The following is an 18,748-nucleotide window of genomic DNA, read 5'->3' as shown; positions in this document are numbered from 1 at the left end:
ACGCCCCGCCGGGCCGACGACCGGTTCGCGATGTGCTCGACGTTCAAGGTGTACGCGGCCGCCGCGATCCTGCGGCTCGAATCGCAGGGCAGTCTGCGGCTCGACGACACGGTTCCGGTCGATCCTGCGGACATCGTCGAGATCTCGCCCGTCACCTCCGAGGCGCAGGGCAGGACCCTGACGCTGGCGCAACTGTGCGACGCCGCCCTGACCCGCAGCGACAACACCGCCGGCAACCTCCTGCTGCGGCGGCTGGGCGGGCCCACCGCCGTGACCGCCTTCGCCCGGTCGCTCGGCGACACCGCCACGACCCTCGACCGCTGGGAGCCCGAGCTCAACAGCGCCGAGCCCGGCGACGTGCGCGACACCTCCACCGCGTCCGGTCTCGCGCGCGGCTACCGGGAGCTGCTGCTCGGGTCCGGCCTGCCCGCGGCGGGACAGCAGACCCTGACGGGCTGGATGCGGGCGAGTGTCACCTCCGGGCAGCGCATCCGGGCGGGGCTGCCGGCCGGCTGGACCGCGGCCGACAAATCCGGGGCCGGCCGGTACGGCACCGTGAACGACGCCGGGGTGCTGTGGTCCCCGGACGGTTCGCCGCTCGTGCTCGTGCTCCTCAGCGACTCGGTCACCGGGTTGCCGGACGCCGCGCACGACAACGCCGCGATCGCCGAGGCCACAGCCGTGATCGTCGAATCCCTGACCCGCTGAGTCCGTCCGCGGGACACTGGGCCCATGTCCGATCCGAAGAACTACCGGATCCGAGGGGGCGGGTACCGCGCGGAGGTCTCCAGCTCGGGGGCGGCCCTGCGGGTGCTCGAGCACGAATCGGCGACCGGGCCGTACCGGCTGACGGAGAGCTGGCCGGAGAACGAGCGGCCCCCGCTGCGCTCCGGCACGGTGCTCGCCCCGTGGCCGAACCGCATCCGGGACGGGCACTTCTACTTCGACGGCATCGAGCATCAGCTCGCGCTCACCGAACCCGAACGCGGCAACGCGGTTCACGGGTTCGCCTGGCATCGAGACTGGGTTCTGGTTTCCCACAACGATTCTCGCACCGAGCAGGCGCTGGATGTGGGCCTGCACAAGGGGTGGCCGTACCAGCTGCGGCTCACCGCGACCCACGAGGTGGGCGACGACGGACTCACCGTCACGCACACCGCCACCAACGTGGGCGGCTACCACTCGCCGTTCGGGCTCGGTGTGCATCCGTACGTGCGTGCGGGCGACGCCCCGCTCGACGAGTGCACGCTGCGCCTGGCCGCCGGCACCCGGCTGCCGCTCGACCCCGGGCGCGGACTGCCGAACGCGTACTCCCAGCCGGTCGAGGGCACCGAGTTCGACTTCACCGCGCCGCGGCCGCTGCGCGGGGTCGAGCTCGAGGCCCCCTACAGCGCGCTGGACGTGGACGTGGACGGCCGGGCCCGGCACGACCTGCGGGGCCCGGACGGCAGGGGCGTGCAACTGTGGGCCGGGCGCGAGTTCGCCTGGCTGCAGGTGTTCACCGCCGGTGCCGTCCCCGAGCTCGAATATCCGGGGCGGGGGCGCGCCCTGGCGCTCGAGCCGATGACGTGTCCGCCGGACGCCTTCAATCTCGGCATCGATCTCGTCGTGCTGCAGCCCGGGGAGACGTGGACGGGCCGGTGGGGCCTGACCGCCCTGCCGGCCGCGTGACCGGTTCCCGCACCGCCGGTGCACCGGCGGTGCGGACACGCCGACGGGCGCTCACCGCGACGGCGCAGGGAACGTGATATGCAATATCGACGCAGGTGAGCGCCGTTGCGGGGGGCGCGACCGACGGTTTCGGTGCCGTCGTGGCACACCGCCGATCCGGCGCGATCCGGGACCTTCGACGGACCCTCCCTGGGCACATGGCCTGCGCAAGGGCTAGGTTCTACGTGAATGTTCGGAAGAATCGCGTTGATCTGAGCTTGAGAGGGATCCTTCGTGCCCGCTGAGAATGACACCCGACCCACCCTCAGCTACCCCGGTGGCGAGCACACAATGTCTATCGCCAAGGCGACGGAAGGCAACGACGGCATCGAGCTGGGCAAGCTCCTTGCGGAGACCGGGTACACCACCCTTGACCCCGGTTTCGTCAACACCGCCTCCACCACGTCGGCCATCACCTTCATCGACGGGGAGAAGGGCATCCTGCGGTACCGCGGATACCCCATCGAGCAGCTGGCGGAAAAGTCCACGTTCATCGAGGTCAGCTACCTGCTGATCTACGGTGAGCTGCCCACCGCGGAGCAGCTCGAGGTCTTCACCGACAAGATCCGCCGGCACACGCTGCTGCACGAGGATCTCAAGCGCTTCTTCGACGGCTTCCCGCGCAACGCGCACCCGATGCCCGTCGTCTCCAGCGCCGTCAACGCCCTGTCGGCGTACTACCAGGACGCGCTCGATCCCGACGACCCGGAGCAGGTGGAGCTGTCCACCATCCGGCTGATGGCCAAGCTGCCGACCATCGCGGCCTACGCCTACAAGAAGTCCGTCGGTCAGCCGTTCCTGTACCCGGACAACTCGCTGAACCTGGTCGAGAACTTCCTGCGCATGACCTTCGGCTTCCCGGCGGAGCCGTACCAGGTCGATCCCGAGATCGCCCAGGCCCTCGACATGCTGCTGATCCTGCATGCCGACCACGAGCAGAACTGCTCGACCTCCACGGTGCGGCTCGTCGGTTCCTCCGACGCCAACCTGTTCACCTCGATCTCCGGCGGCATCAACGCGCTGTGGGGCCCGCTGCACGGTGGCGCCAACCAGGCCGTGCTCGAGATGCTCAACGAGATCAAGACCAGCGGGGGCGACGTCAAGGAGTTCGTCCGCAAGGTCAAGAACAAGGAAGACGGCGTCAAGCTCATGGGCTTCGGACACCGCGTCTACCGCAACTACGATCCGCGGGCGGCGATCGTGAAGAAGACCGCCGACAGCCTGCTCGCCAAGCTGGGGGGCGACGACGACCTGCTGCAGATCGCGCAGGCCCTCGAGGATGCCGCGCTCACCGACGACTACTTCATCGAGCGCAAGCTGTACCCGAACGTCGACTTCTACACCGGTCTGATCTACCGGGCGATGGGCTTCCCGACCCGCATGTTCACGGTGCTGTTCGCACTCGGCCGCCTGCCGGGCTGGATCGCGCACTGGCGCGAGATGCACTCCGACCCGACGCTGAAGATCGGCCGCCCGCGGCAGATCTACACCGGTTACACCGAGCGCGACTACAACAGCATCGACGCACGCTGACCCGTCCCCTACCGGAAGACCGATACATGAGCAGCAAGCCCGAGATCGAGTTCCAGGAGGGTCCCGCCCCGACCGGCCTGGTGGTCAAGGACCTCACCGTCGGCGAGGGCGCCGAGGCGACGCCCGGAGCCAAGGTCGAGGTCCACTACGTCGGCGTCGAGTTCGACTCCGGCGAGGAGTTCGACTCGTCGTGGAGCCGCGGCGAATCCATCACCTTCCCGCTCAGCGGCCTGATCGCCGGCTGGCAGGAGGGCATCCCCGGCATGCGCGTCGGTGGCCGCCGGCAGCTGACGATCCCGCCGGAGATGGCGTACGGCCCGGCCGGCTCGGGTCACCGTCTCGCCGGCAAGACCCTGGTCTTCGTCATCGACCTGCTCGGGGTGGAGGCCAAGCCCGAGGTGCCGGAGATCGAGCCGGCGACCGGCCCGGCTCCCGCCGAGCTCGTGATCGAGGACATCACCGTCGGGGACGGGACCGAGGCGCAGCCCGGGTCGGTCGTCGACGTGCACTACCACGGCGTCGAGTACGACACGAACGAGGTGTTCGACTCCTCGTTCGCCCGCGGCGAGTCCGTCAAGTTCCCGCTCGGCCGGCTCATCCCCGGCTGGCAGGAGGGCATCCCCGGCATGAAGATCGGCGGTCGCCGCAAGCTGACGGTGCCCCCGCAGCTCGCCTACGGCCCGGCCGGGTCCGGGCACCCGCTCGGCGGCAAGACCCTGGTCTTCGTCATCGACCTCCTCGGCACCGAGTAGGTCCCGCCCACGGCCGGAGCCCCGCATCGCCTGTCGCGATGCGGGGCTCCGTCGCATGCGGGGGATTCCCGCGGGAGTCAGTGCCGGACGAAGGGGGTGGGGGCGATGTCGCCGCTGTCGAGGAAGTGCCACTGGTCGTCGCTGCGGCAGATCCGCCCGTCGAACCGGGAGCCGTGGTTGCGGAACTCGGTGCGCTGGAAGTTGCCGTTCCTGTCGAAATGCGTGATGGCGCAACCGCGGTCGTGACGGTCGCGGCGGTCGTGGTCGTCGCGGTGGTCCGAGGACGCGGCTGCGGTCCCGGCACCGCCGAGGACCGGCAGGACGATCAGGGCGGCGGTGACGATCAGCTTGCGGCTCTTCGACATTCGGATCTCCTGGGATCGGTGGAGGGGCTGCCTACGATCCTGCGCCCGCCCCGTCCCGCGTCGTAGTGACCCGAGGGGTGGAAAACGTTCACCCCGCCGATCCGGCGAGCCGCACCGTCAGCCGGGCCCCGCCGAGCGGGCTCGCCTCCAGCCGCGCCGCGCCGCCGTGCAGCGCCGCCTGCTGCGCCACCAGCGCCAGCCCCAGCCCGGAGCCGCCCCTGGCGGCGCCGCTGCCCCGGCGGAACCGCTCGAACACCACGCCGCGCTCGTCGGCAGGCACCCCGCGGCCGTCGTCGTCGACGGTGAGCACGGTGTCGGTGCCGTCGGCGGTGACCGCCAGCCGGATCCGGCGGGCGTGGCCGTGCCGCACCGAGTTCGCCACGGCGTTGTCGACGACGAGCCGCAGTCCGCTCGGCAGCGCCCGGATCTCGCGTCCCGTCTCGCCGACCACCTCGATCTGCACGCCGGGATGCCGGCTCATCGCATCGGCGGCCGCGACGTCACAGATCTCCACCGGGTCGGTGGGCACGAAGTCCCGGGAGGTGGACAGGTCGCCGCGGGCGAGCCGCTCGAGGTCGTCGAGAGTGGACTCGACGCGGCTCTGCGTCCGGGTGAGGTCGGCGAGGATCTGGGTGCGCTCCTCGACGCTCAGGACGTCGCCGGTCGCGTCCAGGGTGGAGAGCACCTCGAGGTCGGTGCGCATGGCGGTCAGCGGGGTCCGCAGCTCGTGGGCGGCGGCAGCCGCGAAGTCCCGCGCCGTGGCGAGGGCGGCGTCGGTGGCGGCCTGGGCGCGGGCGACGTCGCTGAGCATGTCGCCGGCCGCGGCGGCGAGCTCGTCGGCCTCGCGGATGCCGGAGCGCCGCGGCGCGAGCGTCGGTTCGCGGGCCGCGATCCGGCGCGTGAGATCCACCAGGGGACGCACGGCCCGCCCGCCGAACACCCAGCCGAGGGCCGTGGCGACCGCGACGGCGATCGCACCGGCGACGGCGAGCTGACGGTGCTGCTCGGTCGTGATGTCCTGCGCCTCGGCGTAGGGCACGGCGACGGACAGGAGCGAGGGCACCCGGTCGGTCGGCGCGGTGTACGTCCGGTAGGCGGTGCCGCCGAGGTCGACGGTGTGGGCGCCGGGGGAGAGGACCGGCAGTTCGGTCGGGGTGCTGCTGAGCAACCGCCCGGACTCGGTGCGGATGGTGACGGCGAAGGCGCCGGCGTCGCCCAGGGCGGGCAGGAACAGACCGGCGGTGCCGGCGTTGGCGACCAGCACCTGTGTCGCCGTCTCGAGGCGGCGGTCGAGCTGCGCGAGGTTGTTCCGGGTGATTGCCAGCGCGACGAGCACGCCCAGGACCGCGACGACGAGCGTGGTGCCGAGCGCCGTGGCCGCGGCGACCCGTGCACGCAGCGAGAAACGGTGTGTCACGCCTGATCCCGCAACACGAAGCCCACCCCGCGCACGGTGTGCACCAGCCGTGGCCGCCCGCCGGCCTCGAGCTTGCGGCGCAGGTAGCCGACGAACACGTCGACGACGTTGGTGTCTGCGTCGAAGTCGTAGCCCCACACCAGGGTCAGCAGGCGGTCGCGGCTCAGGACGATGCCCGCGTTGCGGGCGAGCACCTCGAGCAGTTCGAACTCGCGCTTGGTCAGCTCCACGTCGCTGCCGTCGATGCGCACCCGGCGGCCCGCGGTGTCGAGTTCGAGCCCGCCGACCCGGACGATGGAGCCGGCGCCGGGAGCGCCCGGCACGCTGCGCCGCAGCATCGCCCGGATCCGCGCGACGAGCTCGGCGAGCACGAACGGCTTCGTCAGGTAGTCGTCGGCGCCGCACTCGAGCCCGGCGATGCGGTCGTCGACGGTGCTGCGCGCGCTGAGCACGCAGATCGGGATGTCGTGACCGCCGACGCGCAGGGCGGTGACCACGCCGGTGCCGTCGAGGACCGGCATGTTCATGTCGAGCACCATCGCATCGGGGCGGTGCCGGGCGACGACGTCGAGCGCCTGGGTGCCGCTCGCGGCGGTGAGCACGTCGAACCCCGACAGGCGCAACCCGCGCTGCAGGGAGGCGAGGACGTCTTCGTCGTCGTCGACGACGAGGACGGTGGCTGGCTCGGTCACCCCTGCATTGTGCCCGCGCCGAGCATGCCGAGGACGAGCTCGACGTAGTTGCCCGCGAGCGTGTCGACGTCGATACGGCCCGGCTGGTACCAGCGAGCGACGTCGATGCCGAGGGACAGGATCGCCAGGGCGGTGGTCGGCACGTCGCGGACGGTGAACACCCCGGCCGCGATGCCGTTCTCGATCTCGGCGCGGATCACGGCGTCGGTGTCGCGGCGGATCGCGGCGATCGTCCGGTAGTGCTCCGGGGTGAGGGCGTGCAGTTCGTACTGCGCCACCCGGCAGACGGTGTGGTGCACGGCGTGGGTGCGCACGAAGCCGTCCACGATCGCGCGCATCCGGTCGGCCGGCTCGGTGGCGGAGGCGGCCGCGGCGACGACGGCGTCGAGGACGTGCTGGTGCCCGATGCGGCTGGCCTCGAACAGCACCTCTTCCTTGGACTTGAAGTGCACGTACAGTGCGGCCGGGCTCAGGCCTGCGCCGACGGAGATGTCACGGGTGGTGGTGGCGTGGTAGCCGCGACGGGCGAAGGACTCCACGGCCGAGCCGATGAGACGACGCGCGACGTCGGATTCGACCTCGGTGAAGATGCCGGTGAGGTCGTCCCGGTCGGTGATGGGCGTGTCGATCATGCTGGGTTCTCTCCGTCGCCGTGCTGGTCCGTTGACATCATGCACCGTCGTTGCTGTACTAAGTGAGCGCTTAGTGAATCTGTGGCCGCTGAGTGAATCAGTGGCACTGTGAAAGGAAACTCCATGCCCGCTCCCGTCCTGTCCCGGCGTGACCTCGACTTCCTGCTCTACGAGTGGCTGAACGTCGAGTCCCTCACCGCGCGGACGCGGTTCGCCGAGCACTCACGGGAGACGTTCGACGCCGTCCTCGACCTCAGTGCGGACATGGCCACCAAGCACTTCGCGCCGCACAACAAGAAGGCGGATGCCCAGGAGCCGCGGATCGGCGACGACGGCAAGGTCGAGATCATCCCCGAGGTCAAGGCGGCGCTGGAGCTGTTCGCCAAGGCCGGGCTCATCGGGTCCTCGTTCGACGAAGAACTCGGCGGCATGCAGCTGCCGGTCACCGTGCTGCGTGCGGCGATGGCCTGGTTCCAGGCCGCGAACGCCGGCACCTCGTCCTACCCGTTCCTCACCGTCGGCAACGCCAACCTCATCGCCACCCACGGCAGCGAGGAGCAGATCGCCACGTACGTGCCGTCCCTGCTCGAGGGCCGGTTCTTCGGCACCATGTGCCTGTCCGAGCCGCAGGCCGGATCGTCGTTGGCGGACATCACCACCAAGGCCGTTCCGCAGGACGACGGCAGCTACCGGCTCACCGGCACCAAGATGTGGATCTCCGGCGGCGACCACGAGCTGTCCGAGAACATCGTCCATCTCGTGCTCGCGAAGATTCCCGGTGGTCCGGCGGGGGTCAAGGGCATCTCGCTGTTCATCGTCCCGAAGATCCTCGTCGGCGGGGACGGGCAGCTCGGCGAGCGCAACGACGTCGCCCTCGTCGGTCTCAACCACAAGATGGGCAACCGCGGCACCACCAACACGCTGCTGAACTTCGGCGACGGCACCTTCACCCCCGGCGGTCGCGCCGGCGCCGTCGGCTACCTGCTCGGCGAGCCGCACAAGGGCCTGGCGTACATGTTCCACATGATGAACGAGGCCCGCATCGGCGTCGGGTTCCTCGCCACGTCGCTCGGCTACGCCGGCTACCTGCAGTCCCTCGAGTACGCCCGCACCCGCACCCAGGGCCGCCCCCTCGGGGACAAGGACCCGTCGTCGCCGCCCGTGCCGCTGATCGAGCATGCCGACGTGCGCCGGATGCTGCTCGCGCAGAAGGCCTACGTCGAGGGCGCGCTGGCGCTGGGGCTGTACTGCTCGACGCTCGTCGACGAGCAGCAGACCGCCGAGGACGAGGAGGCCCGCGCCCGCGCCGGGCTGCTGCTCGACATGCTCACCCCCGTCGCGAAGTCCTGGCCGTCGCAGTGGTGCCTGGAGGCGAACAGCCTGGCGATCCAGGTGCACGGCGGCTACGGCTACACCCGCGAATTCGACGTCGAGCAGTTCTACCGGGACAACCGTCTCAACCCCATTCACGAGGGTACGCACGGCATCCAGGGGCTGGACCTGCTCGGGCGCAAGGTGGTCATGCAGGGCGGGGCGGGGCTGGCGCTGCTCGGCGAGACGATCGGGCGGACCGTCGCGCGGGCCGTCGACGCCGGGGGCGACGCGGCCCGCTACGCCGGGCAGCTGCAGGCGGCGGTGACGCGTGTCGCGGCGACCACCGCCCGGCTGTGGTCGACCGGCGATCCCGAGGTGGCGCTGGCGAATTCGTCGGTCTACCTCGAGGCCGTCGGGCATGTGATCGTCTCGTGGATGTGGCTCGAACAGCTCCTCGCGGCCGGGACCCGGGAGGGCGGCTTCTACGACGGCAAGCGTGCCGCCGCCCGGTACTTCTTCGCGTTCGAACTGCCGAAGACGGGTCCGCAGTTCGACCTGCTCGACAGCCTGGACCGGACCACGCTCGACACCGATCCCGCCTGGCTCTAGGCGGCTGCGCCGCCGGTGTGTCCTTTGGGCGGTCAGGGCCGCCCAAAGGACACACCGGACGCGAAGCGGCACACCGTGACGCCGCTGTCGAAGGTCTTCGTCTCGAGCCGGGTGAAGCGGTGCGGCTCGAACCCGCGGCGGAACAACGGGATTCCGTCGCCGACGACGATCGGGTTCACCTTCAGCACCAGTTCGTCGATCTCGGGCAACAGCGCCCCGGCGAGCGAGCCCCCGCCGCACAGCCAGATTCCCAGTCCCTCCTGGCGTTTGAGGTCGCGCACGTACTCGAGCGGATCGGTGGCCACGAGCGTGACCGTCTCGTCCGGCGCCTGGGTCATCGTCGTGGTGAACACGTACTGCCGCAGGTGCGGGTACGCGCTCGTCAGCCCGGCGTCGCGGGCGGGCTCCCACGTGCGCCGGCCCATCACGACGGCGTCGAAGTGCTTCGGTGGTCCCTCGATTCCGAGGGGTCCGCGGGCGTGGACCGGAAACGTCTCCGGAAACTCCCGCAGGAGGTATCCCATGTGGTCGCCCTCGACCGGGAAGAAGTCGAACCCGCCGGCCGGGTCGGCGACGAAGCCGTCGAGCGTGGTCGCGACGTAGTAGGTCAGTTTTCGCACGAAGGGCTCCTCGGATCGTCGACTACAACACCTGTGGTGGTCAAACTACAACAGGTGTTGTGGTCGATGCTAGAGTTTTTTCATGGCAGCGAATCCGGAGCGCCGAGCACAGCTCGCGGATGCCGGCCTGCGCGTGCTCGGCGCGGACGGCGCCCGCAAGCTGACCCACCGCGCCGTCGACCGGGAGGCAGGAGTGCCCCTGGGCACCTGCGCGAACTACTTTCCGACGCGGGACGAACTGCTCGGCGCCCTCGGTGCGCGCATCTTCGAGCGGCTCGCCCCCGATCCGGACCGGCTCGAGGCGCTCGCCGGCCGGACCCCGAGCGTCGACCTCTACATCGACTACATGCGATACCTCGTCGAGCGCACCACCGCCCAGCCGGACCTGACCGTCGCCCTGATGGAACTGCGCCTCGAGTCCCGCAGAAGCCCGGGACTCGCCGAGGTGCTCGGCGCGACGCTCTCCCGCAACTACCGGCTCGACGTCGAATTCAACGACGCCGCACAGTTACCCGCCACCGCGCTCGAGGTCGCCCTGCTGCACTACGCGATCGACGGGCTGCTGCTGGACCTGCTCACCACCTCCATCGGTGCCGACGCCACACCCGACGAACTCGTCACCGAACTCGTCACCCGGCTGCTCGGCCGGGCGGGCACCGGCCCGCTCAGCTCGCCGCGCGGTCCGCGAGCAGAGTGAGCGCGTGAAAGACCGTCTCGGCCAGCACGTCCTCGGGCTCGCCCGGGAAGAACTTCTCCTCGGCGTGCGTCGGCCCGCGGCCGGCCACGGCGAACCACACCGTGCCCGGCTCCTGCCCGTCCTGGCTGTCCGGGCCGCCCGCCCCGGTCACCGCCACCGCGAGGTCGGCGCCGAGCAGTTCGACCGTCGACTCGGCCATGGCGCGCGCCGCCGCCTCGCAGACCACCGGGCCCTCCGGCACCCGCAGCAGCGAGTGCTTCACGGCCCGGGAATAGGCGACGATGCCGCCCCGGAACCACCCTGCGCTGCCCGGCGCGGCGCCCAGCCGGGCGGCCAGGGCGCCGGAGGTGAGCGACTCCGCGCACGCGACGGTCAGATCGCGGTCGGCGGCGAGCTCGCCGATCCGCTCTGCCGTCGCGCTGGACCGTGCGGATCCTTCGGGAACGTCGTCGGGCATGGGGAACTCCTTCCGCCGGATGCTGTCCGGACTCTACCGGCCGGCGTGTCGCCGCCGGCGGCAACGGGTAGCCCGCAACCATGAACCCCGAAACCTCCGGCGCGGCGCCGGGCGACGGCGTCACCATGGGCGTGGAGGAGGAATTCCTCCTCGTCGACCCGGCGACGGGTCACCCCGCGCCGGGGTTCGACGCGATGTGCGGCCGGCTTCCGGGGGTACCCGGGGTGACGTTCGTCGGCGAACTGCACCCGACCCAGATCGAGGCCGTGGGCGGGGTGTGCCGGACCCTCGCGGAGCTGCGGACCCGGCTGACCTCGTCCCGCTCCGCCCTCGACGCCGCAGCCCGCCGATGCGGGCTGCGGGTCGCCGCCGTCGGGGTCCCCGAGTCCGACGCCGGACCCGGCACCCTCGTCGCGGCGGGTCGGCGGGCCGCCATCGCCGAGCGGTACCGCGCGCTGGTCGACGACTACCACGCCTGCGGCTGCCACGTGCACGTCGGCGTCGCCGACCGCGACACCGCGGCCGCCGTGGTGAATCATCTGACCCCGTGGCTGCCCACGCTCGTCGCGCTCGGCGCCAACTCCCCGCGGCACGGCGGCCGCGACACGGGCTACGCGAGCTGGCGCATCGTGCAGCAGAGCCGGTTTCCCGGCTTCGGTCTGCCCCCGTACCTGCGTTCGGCGCAGCACGCCGCCGCTCTCGTCGCCCGCCTGGTCGACGCCGGGGTGCTGCTCGACTCCCGGATGACGTTCTGGCTCGCCCGGCCGTCGGTCCACGTGCCGACGGTGGAGATCCGCGCGGCCGACACCGCCCCAACGGTCGACGGCACGGTCCTGCAGGCGGCCCTGGGCCGGGGCCTGGTCGGCGCCGCTCTCGACGATCTGCGCCGTGGCGTCGAGGTGCGGCCGGTCGAGCCGGACCTCGGTGCGGCGGCGGTGTGGAGCGCCGCCCGGTACGGTCTCGACGGCCCGGCGGTGGACGTGCACACCGGCACCCGGATCCCGGCCCGGGACATGCTCGCCCGCCTGCTGGACCGCGTCGCGCCGACGCTGCGGGCGCACGGCGATCTCGACGTGGTGCAGAAGCTCCTGGCGGGGCCCCGCCCCGTCACCGCTCCCCGCGTATCCACCGGGTGAGGACCGTGCCGTCGTCGTCGGCGAGGACGTGGGCGGGCCGCATCGACGTCACCGCCGTCTGCGGGGCGGTGGCGATGCGTCCCTCCGGACCTGCGGCGAGCAGCGGCGCCAGCGTGAGGCACAGGTCGTCGACCACGCCGTCGGCGATCAGCTGACCGAACAGCCGCGGCCCGCCCTCGCACAGCGCGCGGGTCCAGCCCGCCGCGACCAGCGCGTCGCGCACCGCGTGCCCGTCGATCGAATGCTCGGCGATCACCCGCACGTCCGCGCCGGCGGCGGCGAGAGAGCGACGACGGGTCCCGGGCGCGGTCTCGCACGTGAGGACGACCGGCGCGACGGTGGTGTCGGTGAACAACCGGCACCCGGGGTCCAGGTGGCATGTGGCGGTGACGACCGCGACGGGCGGCACCTCGCTCAGGCCCGCCTCGAGGCGCCGCTCCCGCAGCGCCGCGCTGGTGCGGGCACCGCCGTAGTTCTCGCCGCGTGCCGTGCCCGCGCCCACGACGATCACGTCGGCCAGGCCCCGCAGCAGCCCGAACACCTTCTTGTCCGACGGCGTGCCGAGCCCACCCGAGCGGCCCTCCACGGCGACGGCCCCGTCGAGGGAGGAGACGAAGTTGACCCGGACCCACGGCGACCGCAGATCGGCCGGATACGCGTAGAGGGCCCGCAGTTCGTCGTCGTCGAGCGGACGGGCCGGGCAGGTCGGATCGTCGAGGCGCCGCATCGCTCGATCACACCACGCGTCGCGGCGCCGTGGGGAATCAGGGCGCGTGCCCGGCGTCGAGGTCACGGACGTCGCCGTGCCGGATCACGTCGTTCAGTTCGCCGTGGCACTCCCCGCCGTCCGGGTCGAGCAGGAATCCGACGTGGTCGCCCAGCGCGGCCCGGCCGACGACGCGTCCGCCGAACCACGCCGGGACGCCGTCGAGGACGGGCAGGCCGTGCGGCCCGTCGTGCCACGCGCATCGCGAGAACTTGTCCACCTCGTCGCCCGTCTCGCCGCCGAACAGGCGCGCCAGGGGGAGTTGGTCCCGTCCCAGTACGTGGACGGCGAGATGCTCGGCGGCGGTGGCCACCCGGAAGGTGCGGTTCGAGGTGGACAGCCCCACCAGGAACCGGGGTGGGTCGATGCTGGCCTGGGTGGCGAACCCCACCAGGCACCCGGTGCGCTCCTCGAGGACCCGGGTGGTGACGACGAACACCGGTTGATCCAGGCGGCCGACGATCGAATGGAACACCGTGTGTGCACTCGTCATGCCTTCATTCCTACGCCGCCCGGCCTCCTGTTCCGGCCGGTTGCGGCGTTTGGTCCCCACCGTGTACGGGTAATCGCGGCAACATGACGGCCAAACACGGCGACCCCGACGTGGCGGAGGACTTCCCGCGACCGGACGATTCTCGCAAACCCGACTCGCCGACCGACCTGACGAAACCGTCGTGGAAGTTCGTGCTGCGCAAGACCGCTCGCGAGTTCAGTCATGATCAGTGCACCGACCTCGCCGCCGCGCTGACGTACTACGCCGTGCTGTCCCTGTTTCCGGCGCTGCTCGTCGTCGTGTCCCTGCTCGGCGTGTTCGGCCAGGGACAGAGCACCGTGGACGCGGTGATGCAGATCGTCGAGGATCTCGGCCCGGCCACCGCCGTGGACACGCTCCGCGGCCCGGTCGAACAACTCGTGCAGGCGCCGGCGGCCGGGTTCGCGCTCGTCGTCGGTATCGCCGGTGCGCTGTGGTCGGCGTCGGGTTACGTCGGCGCGTTCGGCCGCGCCATGAACCGCATCTACGAGGTCGACGAGGGACGCCCCATCTGGAAGCTGCGGCCGTGGATGCTGCTCATCACCGCCCTCGCGCTGATCGCGATGGGCGCGACGGCCCTCATGCTCGTCGTGAGCGGTCCCGTGGCCCGGGCGATGGGGGACGTGATCGGGCTCGGCGAGACTGCGGTGACGGTCTGGAACATCGCGAAGTGGCCCGTGATCCTGATCCTGGTGATCATGATCGTCGCCGTGCTGTACTACGCGACGCCGAACGTGACGCAGCCGAAGTTCCGCTGGATCAGTGCGGGTGCCGCCATCGCGATCCTCGCGTGGATCGTGGCGTCGGTCGCGTTCGCGTTCTACGTCTCCAACTTCGGCAGTTACAACGAGACCTACGGCTCCCTCGCCGGCGCGATCGTGTTTCTCCTGTGGTTGTGGATCACCAACCTCGCGCTGCTGTTCGGCGCGGAGTTCGACGCCGAGCTCGAGCGTGGACGTCAGCTGCAGGCCGGCATCGAGGCGGAGGAGACGCTGCAGCTGCCGCCGCGGGACACCCGCAACATCGAGAAGAACGAGGAGAAGCGGCAAGAGGACATCGACCGCGGCCGTGAACTCCGCCTTGCGCACACCGCGTCGGCCCGCGAGGGCGCCGACGACGATGCGGAGGGCGACAGATCGGACCGAGACGTCGCACCACACCGAAAGGACTCGACGATGACCGCGTCCCCCGGCGGCACGCACAGTGCCACGGACCCCAGCGAACTGTCCACCGCGCAACTGATCGAGCGGCTCACCACCCAGGTGCCGACCCTGGTGCGCACCGAGGTCACCCACGCCCTCGACGAGGTGAAGGCCAAGGGCACCCGGATGGGCGTCGGCGTCGGCATCGCCGGTGCCGGGCTGATGCTGATCTACCTCGGCGTCGGCGCCCTCATCGCGACCGCGATCCTGGGGCTCGCCACCGTGCTCTCCCCGTGGCTGGCCGCGCTGATCGTCTCGTTGATCGTCCTGGCTGTCGGCGGCACCCTGGCCGCCGTCGGCAGGTCGCGGGCCAAGAACTCGGCCCCACCGGTACCCAGCGAGACGGCGGAAAGTATCCGCAAGGACGTGAACACCGTGAAGGAGCATGTGCGATGACCGGTCCCGACCCAGCACGCAACACCGAGGCCGCCGACGCGGTGCCCAGCGTCGAGCAGCAACGCGCCGAGCTCGCCGAGACGGTGGAGGCCCTCGCCCACAAGGTCGACGTCCCGGCCCGCGCGAAGTCGGCCGCCCAGGAGAAGGTGCACGAAGTCCAGGTGAAAGCGCAGGAACGTCCCCAGATCGTCGCGGCCGTCGTCGGCGGCATCGTCGCGGCCCTCGTCGTGGGCGGGGTGGCGCGCCGCCGCGGCAAGCGCAAGGTGGTGCGCCGCCGCCGCAAGCACTGAGCGGGAGGTCTCCTTGTCGAGAGGGAGGTTGTTGCGGCATCGCCCGAAAGGGCTCCGCAACAACCTCCCTCTCGACGTTGCGAGCGGCAAGCTATCCGCGCAGTTGCTGCTCGAGCGCCTCGAGCACCGACGGGTCCTCGATCGTCGAAGGCACGGTGTACTGCTCGTGGTCGGCGATCTGCCGCATCGTCTTGCGGAGGATCTTGCCGGAGCGGGTCTTCGGCAGCGCCTGCACCACGGTCACGTCACGGAATGTGGCGACCGCGCCGATCTGCTCGCGCACCATCGCCACGAGTTCCTGCCGCAGCGTCTCCGGGTCGATCTCGACGCCGGACTTGAGCACCACGTAACCGGACGGCCGCTGGCCCTTGAGCTCGTCGCGGATGCCGACGACCGCGCACTCGGCGACGGCCGGGTGCGACGCCACCACGGCCTCCATGCTTCCGGTCGAAAGCCGATGGCCGGCAACGTTGATGACGTCGTCGGACCGGCCGAGGACGAACACGTAGCCGTCCTCGTCGACGTAGCCGGAATCGCCGGTGAGGTAGTAGCCCGGGAAGGTCTCCAGGTACGACCGCCGGTAGCGGTCCTCGTCCTGCCACAGCCCGGTCAGGGTGCCCGGGGGCAGCGGCAGAGCGATCACGATGTTGCCCTCGGTGCCGGCTTCGACGGGCTTGCCCTCGGCATCGACGATGTCGACGCGGTAGCCCGGTACCGGCACGGTGGGCGAGCCCGCCTTGATCGGCATGGGGTCCAGGCCGCGCAGGTTCGCGGCGATCGCCCAGCCGGTCTCGGTCTGCCACCAGTGGTCGACGACGGGCCGGTCGAGTACCTTCGTCGCCCACTCGTAGGTGTCCGGGTCGAGCCGCTCGCCCGCGGCGAAGAGCGTACGGAGGGAGGAGATGTCGTAGTTCTCCAGCTCCTTCGCCTCGGGGTCGGCCTTGCGGACGGCGCGGATCGCGGTGGGCGCGGTGAACAACGCGACGACGCTGTTCTCGTTGATGATCCGCCAGAACGCGCCGGCATCCGGTGTGCCCACCGGCTTGCCCTCGTACATGACGGTGGTCGCGCCGATCAGCAGCGGGCCGTAGACGATGTAGGAGTGGCCGACGACCCAGCCCACGTCGGACGCGGTCCACCACACGTCGCCGGGGGAGATGTCGTAGATGTTGCGCATCGACCAGGTCAGCGCCACCGCGTGCCCGCCGTTGTCGCGCACCACGCCCTTCGGCTTCCCCGTGGTGCCGGAGGTGTAGAGGATGTACAGCGGGTCGGTGGCCGCGACGGTGACCGGCCCGGCCGGGTCCGCGTCGGCGGTGAGTTCGTCCCAGTCGAACCACGTGGCGACGGAGGCCCTGTAGTCGGCGGCCGAGCCCGGGATCATCTCCCGGTTCTTGACGATCACGGTGTGCGGCGGGGTCTGCGACAGCGACAGTGCCTGCTCGACCATGGGCAGGTACTCGACGGTGCGGCCCGGCTCGAGGCCGCCGGAGGCGGTGACGAGCAGCACCGGCCGGGCGTCGTCGATGCGGGTGGCGAGTTCCTTGGCGGCGAAACCGCCGAACACCACCGAGTGCACGGCGCCGATGCGGGCGCACGCGAGCATCGCGATCGCGGCCTCCGGGATCATCGGCATGTAGATCACGACGCGGTCGCCGGCGACGACGCCCTGATCGCGCAGCACCCCGGCGAAGGCCGCGACCTCGTCCAGCAGTTCGGCGTAGGTGTAGGTGCGCTTGGCGGGGACCATCGCCGAATCCCAGATCAGGGCGGGCCGGTCGCCGTGCCCGGCCTGCACGTGCCGGTCGAGGGCGTTGAAGCTGGTGTTGAGCGTGCCGTCGGGGAACCAGCGGAACGACGGGGCCTGCGAGCCGTCGAGGGCGCGCGTCGGCGTGTTCACCCAGTCCACGGCGCGGGCCGCCTCGAGCCAGAACCCCTCGGGGTCCTCCACGCTCTGCCGGAAGGCCTCCGCGTACGAGCTCATCGATTCGCATCCTCTCTGACCACAGCCTGTGACGCTGACCACCCTATTCGAGAGCCCCCGGGGTGAGGCACTGCCCGTTCGGCCGGTGCGCCGGGCGGCGCCTCGGCGTCGGTGAGCGGGCACGCGGCTACCGGGGCAGCCCCAGCTTCCGGTAGCGCTCGAGCCGCCGCCGGTATCGCAGCGTCGGGTCCTGGCCGACGAGCACGCCGAGTTCGCGGGCGACGGCGGCCCCGACACGCTTGGCGAACTCGGTGGGCTCCTCCGCGGCATCGGGGAACTCGGGGATCACACCGTCGACGACACCGTCGCGCAGCAGGTCGCGGGAGCGGATGCCCTGAGCCGCCGCCATCTGCGGGGCGTGGGTGGTGTCGCGGTGCACGATCGCGCTGGCGCCCTCGGGCGGCAGCGGGGCGAGCCAGCCGTTCTGCGCGCACAGCACCCGGTCGGCGGGCAGCAGCGCCAGCGCGCCACCGCCGGTGCCCTGCCCGAGGAGCACCGACACCGTGGGCGTCGGCAGGGTCACCAGGTCGGCCAGGCAGCGGGCGATCTCCGGCGCGAGTCCGCGTTCCTCGGCCTCCTTGGACAGCGAGGCGCCGAGCGTGTCGATCACCAGCACGAGGGGAAGGCGGAGTTCGTCGGCCAGCCGCATCGCGCGCCGCGCCTCGCGCAGCGCGCCCGGACCCATCGTCCGCGCTGCGGACTGCCCGCTGCGGTCCTGGCCGAACAGCACGCACGACGCGCCGCGGAACCGGGCGAGCGAGACCAGCACGGTGCGGTCGGACTCGCCCTGCCCGGTGCCGGACAGCGGGACCTGCGCGGCCGCGGCATGCCGCAGCAACTGCCGGATGCCGGGACGCTCCGTCCGGCGGGAGAGCATTACCGACTGCCACGCCGGCACGTCGGGCACGTCGTCGGCGGAGGTGACCGCGGGACCTGCGGACGCATCGATGACCGTCGGCTCGGTGAGCACGCGGAGCATCCGGTGCACGAGCTGGCGGACCCCGGCGAGCGGCACCACCCCGTCGATCACGCCCTTCTGGGACAGGTTCTCGGCGGTCTGTACGCCCTCCGGGAAGGCCTCGTGGTAGAGCGCCTGGTAGACGCGGGGGCCGAGAAAGCCGACGAGCGCGCCGGGTTCGGCGGCGGTGACGTGCCCGAGCGAACCCCACGACGCGAACACCCCGCCGGTGGTGGGGTTGCGCAGGTACACCAGATAGCCGAGGTGCGCGGCCTTGTGAGCGGTGACGGCCGCCGCGATCTTGACCATCTGCACGAACGCGAGGGTGCCCTCCTGCATCCGGGTGCCGCCGGACGTGGGGGAGGCCAGCAGCGGCAGCTTCTCGCGGGTGGCGCGTTCTACGGCGAGGACGATGCGCTCGGCCGCGGCCACCCCGATCGACCCGGCGAGAAAAGCGAACTCGCAGGCGATCACCGCGACGTGCCGGCCGTGCACGGTTCCGACGCCGGTGATCACGGACTCGTCGACGCCGGACTTCGCCGCCGCGGCCTCGAGCTCGGCGCGGTACTGCTCGTCGGGGTGCACGTCGACGGGGGCGGTGTCCCAGGAGTGGAAGCTGCCCGCATCGAGCACGCTGTCGATGAACTCCTGCGCCGAGATCCTGAGGGCCATGGCACGACCCTAGC

At 71.3% G+C, this 18,748-nt stretch carries 19 protein-coding genes and 1 pseudogene; 10 read left to right on the top strand and 10 right to left on the bottom strand.

The window, feature by feature from the left end; translation table 11 throughout:
- The first annotated feature begins 30 nt into the window (after positions 1–30).
- The 5 genes and pseudogenes from bla (at position 31) to AIIKEEIJ_RS33315 (ending at position 3,995) form a co-directional block, all read left to right on the top strand.
- Complete coding sequence (gene bla, locus AIIKEEIJ_RS27175) at positions 31–708, top strand: class A beta-lactamase (RefSeq protein ID WP_238406594.1); 678 nt, start codon at positions 31–33, stop codon at positions 706–708.
- Between the two features lie 24 nt (positions 709–732).
- Positions 733–1,671 carry an aldose 1-epimerase family protein gene (locus AIIKEEIJ_RS27170; RefSeq protein ID WP_072634520.1) on the top strand — a complete coding sequence of 313 codons (939 nt, stop codon included), beginning with the start codon at positions 733–735 and terminating at the stop codon, positions 1,669–1,671.
- A 273-nt stretch (positions 1,672–1,944) separates the two neighbouring features.
- Positions 1,945–3,243 carry a citrate synthase gene (locus AIIKEEIJ_RS27165; RefSeq protein WP_037200579.1) on the top strand — a complete coding sequence of 433 codons (1,299 nt, stop codon included), beginning with the start codon at positions 1,945–1,947 and terminating at the stop codon, positions 3,241–3,243.
- A gap of 26 nt (positions 3,244–3,269) precedes the next feature.
- Positions 3,270–3,620: pseudogene (locus tag AIIKEEIJ_RS33320) on the top strand (FKBP-type peptidyl-prolyl cis-trans isomerase); the annotation flags it as partial.
- A gap of 21 nt (positions 3,621–3,641) precedes the next feature.
- Positions 3,642–3,995 (top strand): FKBP-type peptidyl-prolyl cis-trans isomerase, encoded by a 354-nt coding sequence (locus tag AIIKEEIJ_RS33315; protein ID WP_373867492.1) that lies wholly within the window; start codon positions 3,642–3,644, stop codon positions 3,993–3,995.
- Positions 3,996–4,072: 77 nt separating this feature from the next.
- Here the strand turns inward: AIIKEEIJ_RS33315 and AIIKEEIJ_RS27155 are convergent, their stop codons facing one another.
- The 4 genes from AIIKEEIJ_RS27155 to AIIKEEIJ_RS27140 all read right to left on the bottom strand — a co-directional run bounded on the left by AIIKEEIJ_RS27155 (position 4,073) and on the right by AIIKEEIJ_RS27140 (position 7,101).
- On the bottom strand, positions 4,073–4,360 hold the full coding sequence (locus AIIKEEIJ_RS27155; RefSeq protein ID WP_065922932.1) for a hypothetical protein: 288 nt from the start codon (positions 4,358–4,360) through the stop codon (positions 4,073–4,075).
- An 88-nt stretch (positions 4,361–4,448) separates the two neighbouring features.
- A complete protein-coding gene (locus tag AIIKEEIJ_RS27150; RefSeq protein ID WP_161996943.1) occupies positions 4,449–5,777 on the bottom strand; it encodes an ATP-binding protein in 1,329 nt (442 codons plus the stop codon).
- Positions 5,774–6,469, bottom strand: a complete 696-nt coding sequence (locus tag AIIKEEIJ_RS27145) for a response regulator (RefSeq protein WP_161996942.1) — start codon at positions 6,467–6,469, stop codon at positions 5,774–5,776. The genes AIIKEEIJ_RS27150 and AIIKEEIJ_RS27145 overlap by 4 nt, the downstream gene beginning before the upstream one ends.
- Positions 6,466–7,101: a TetR/AcrR family transcriptional regulator gene (locus AIIKEEIJ_RS27140; protein ID WP_006936086.1), complete on the bottom strand. Its 636-nt coding sequence runs from the start codon at positions 7,099–7,101 to the stop codon at positions 6,466–6,468. The genes AIIKEEIJ_RS27145 and AIIKEEIJ_RS27140 overlap by 4 nt, the downstream gene beginning before the upstream one ends.
- A gap of 123 nt (positions 7,102–7,224) precedes the next feature.
- Here AIIKEEIJ_RS27140 and AIIKEEIJ_RS27135 point away from each other — a divergent pair, with 123 nt between their 5' ends.
- Complete coding sequence (locus tag AIIKEEIJ_RS27135; protein WP_161996941.1) at positions 7,225–9,024, top strand: acyl-CoA dehydrogenase C-terminal domain-containing protein; 1,800 nt, start codon at positions 7,225–7,227, stop codon at positions 9,022–9,024.
- Positions 9,025–9,056: 32 nt separating this feature from the next.
- Here the strand turns inward: AIIKEEIJ_RS27135 and AIIKEEIJ_RS27130 are convergent, their stop codons facing one another.
- A complete protein-coding gene (locus AIIKEEIJ_RS27130) occupies positions 9,057–9,644 on the bottom strand; it encodes a dihydrofolate reductase family protein (protein WP_161996940.1) in 588 nt (195 codons plus the stop codon).
- 82 nt (positions 9,645–9,726) lie between these two features.
- On the opposite strand from AIIKEEIJ_RS27130, the gene AIIKEEIJ_RS27125 reads away from it, so the two are divergent.
- On the top strand, positions 9,727–10,341 hold the full coding sequence (locus AIIKEEIJ_RS27125) for a TetR/AcrR family transcriptional regulator (RefSeq protein WP_006936082.1): 615 nt from the start codon (positions 9,727–9,729) through the stop codon (positions 10,339–10,341).
- On the opposite strand, the gene AIIKEEIJ_RS27120 is transcribed toward AIIKEEIJ_RS27125, so the two are convergent.
- On the bottom strand, positions 10,310–10,798 hold the full coding sequence (locus tag AIIKEEIJ_RS27120; RefSeq protein ID WP_006936080.1) for a CinA family protein: 489 nt from the start codon (positions 10,796–10,798) through the stop codon (positions 10,310–10,312). The two genes, AIIKEEIJ_RS27125 and AIIKEEIJ_RS27120, sit on opposite strands and share 32 nt — an antisense overlap.
- An 80-nt stretch (positions 10,799–10,878) precedes the next feature.
- Between AIIKEEIJ_RS27120 and AIIKEEIJ_RS27115 the strand changes: the two genes are divergently transcribed.
- Complete coding sequence (locus AIIKEEIJ_RS27115; RefSeq protein WP_161996939.1) at positions 10,879–11,934, top strand: YbdK family carboxylate-amine ligase; 1,056 nt, start codon at positions 10,879–10,881, stop codon at positions 11,932–11,934.
- On the opposite strand, the gene AIIKEEIJ_RS27110 is transcribed toward AIIKEEIJ_RS27115, so the two are convergent.
- Together AIIKEEIJ_RS27110 and AIIKEEIJ_RS27105 are read right to left on the bottom strand one after the other, a co-directional pair.
- Positions 11,906–12,661 carry a pyrimidine reductase family protein gene (locus AIIKEEIJ_RS27110; protein WP_102799639.1) on the bottom strand — a complete coding sequence of 252 codons (756 nt, stop codon included), beginning with the start codon at positions 12,659–12,661 and terminating at the stop codon, positions 11,906–11,908. The two genes, AIIKEEIJ_RS27115 and AIIKEEIJ_RS27110, sit on opposite strands and share 29 nt — an antisense overlap.
- A gap of 37 nt (positions 12,662–12,698) precedes the next feature.
- On the bottom strand, positions 12,699–13,193 hold the full coding sequence (locus AIIKEEIJ_RS27105; RefSeq protein WP_161996938.1) for a flavin reductase: 495 nt from the start codon (positions 13,191–13,193) through the stop codon (positions 12,699–12,701).
- An 83-nt stretch (positions 13,194–13,276) separates the two neighbouring features.
- Between AIIKEEIJ_RS27105 and AIIKEEIJ_RS27100 the strand changes: the two genes are divergently transcribed.
- Positions 13,277–14,830, top strand: a complete 1,554-nt coding sequence (locus tag AIIKEEIJ_RS27100) for a YhjD/YihY/BrkB family envelope integrity protein (RefSeq protein WP_006936072.1) — start codon at positions 13,277–13,279, stop codon at positions 14,828–14,830.
- A complete protein-coding gene (locus AIIKEEIJ_RS27095) occupies positions 14,827–15,120 on the top strand; it encodes a DUF3618 domain-containing protein (protein ID WP_161996937.1) in 294 nt (97 codons plus the stop codon). The genes AIIKEEIJ_RS27100 and AIIKEEIJ_RS27095 overlap by 4 nt, the downstream gene beginning before the upstream one ends.
- Before the next feature lie 91 nt (positions 15,121–15,211).
- On the opposite strand, the gene AIIKEEIJ_RS27090 is transcribed toward AIIKEEIJ_RS27095, so the two are convergent.
- Entirely contained in the window at positions 15,212–17,104 is a 1,893-nt protein-coding gene (locus AIIKEEIJ_RS27090; protein ID WP_161996936.1) for an acetate--CoA ligase, read from the bottom strand.
- Positions 17,105–17,231: 127 nt separating this feature from the next.
- The gene (locus tag AIIKEEIJ_RS27085; RefSeq protein ID WP_029541857.1) at positions 17,232–18,734 is read right to left on the bottom strand and encodes a carboxyl transferase domain-containing protein; all 1,503 of its coding nucleotides are present in this window, start codon (positions 18,732–18,734) and stop codon (positions 17,232–17,234) included.
- Positions 18,735–18,748 lie beyond the last annotated feature (14 nt).

The organism is Rhodococcus sp. YH1 (assembly GCF_009939605.1).
Taxonomy (GTDB): domain Bacteria; phylum Actinomycetota; class Actinomycetes; order Mycobacteriales; family Mycobacteriaceae; genus Rhodococcus; species Rhodococcus aetherivorans.
Note: the sequence above shows the minus strand (reverse complement) of the source record. Positions and strands in the feature narration are given on the sequence as shown.